Consider the following 1,044-nt stretch of genomic DNA (forward strand, 5'->3'; position numbering starts at 1 on the left):
GGACGCTCGTGCTGGCCGGGCTCGCGCACGCCGGTGGGCAGGGCAGCTCCGCGCACTCCGGGCACCCGCTGTGGGCGCCGTCGCCGGTCCCGGACGTCGTGTCCCGCGAGGTCCCGGTCGCGATGGGGTCAGCGGAGATCGGCGCCGTGGTCCGCGGCTTCGCCGACGCCGCCCGCGCGGCTGTGGACAGCGGTGTGGACGGTGTGGAGATCTCCGCCGGGCAGCACTCGGTGCTGCGCCAGTTCTGCTCCGGTCTGACCAACCACCGCGACGACGCCTACGGCCGCGACCGCACCCTGCTGCTGCGCGAGGTCCTCGACGCCGTGCGGGCGGCGATCGGGCCGGATCCCCTGCTGGCGCTGCGCCTGTGCGTCGACGAGCTCGCCCCCTGGGCCGGCATCACCCCCGGCGACGGCCTCGCCCTCGCCCGGGCCGTCGCCGACCGGGTGGACCTGCTCGTGCCCGTCGTCGGGAGCGCGCTGTCGATTGCCGCGACCCGGCCGGACCTGCACACGCCCGAGGCGTTCCTGCGGGCCCGGTGCGGCGAGCTGCGGCGTGCCCTCGGCGGCGCGACGACGGTCGTCCTGGCCGGCAGCGTCGTCACCCCGGCCCTCGCCGACGACGCCCTGAGCAGCGGCGACGCGGATATCGTCGAGATGACGAGAGCGCAGGTCGCGGACCCGCGGCTCGTCGCGCTGACCCGGGCCGGGACGCCGGAGCGCATCCGGCCGTGCCTGCTGACGAACGCCCTCGCCGCGGCCCGCGACCCGCGCAACCCCGTGGTCGGGGACGAGCTGGAACCGCGGTCGGGGCACGAACGGACCGACCCGGACCCGGACCCGGACCCGGACCCGGACCCGGACCCGGACGCGGAGCCGGAGCCGGAGCCGGTTCCGCCGCGTTCCGCGGAACGTGGTCCGGACGCTGCGGCGGGCCCCGGACGCCTGGATGCGGAACGAGCGCTGCGTTCCGCGGAACGCGGCGCAGGGGCGCGACGGCCGGTGCTCGTCGTCGGCGGCGGGCCCGCGGGGCTGGAGGCGGCCC

1 pseudogene is annotated in these 1,044 nt (G+C 78.1%); it reads left to right on the forward strand.

Going from position 1 to position 1,044, the window contains the following annotated elements:
- Window positions 1-1,044 (forward strand): annotated as a pseudogene (locus tag GTW08_RS29825) (hypothetical protein); the annotation flags it as partial.

Origin of the sequence: Pseudonocardia sp. SID8383 (assembly GCF_009864975.1) — a bacterium.
Classification (GTDB): domain Bacteria; phylum Actinomycetota; class Actinomycetes; order Mycobacteriales; family Pseudonocardiaceae; genus Pseudonocardia; species Pseudonocardia alni.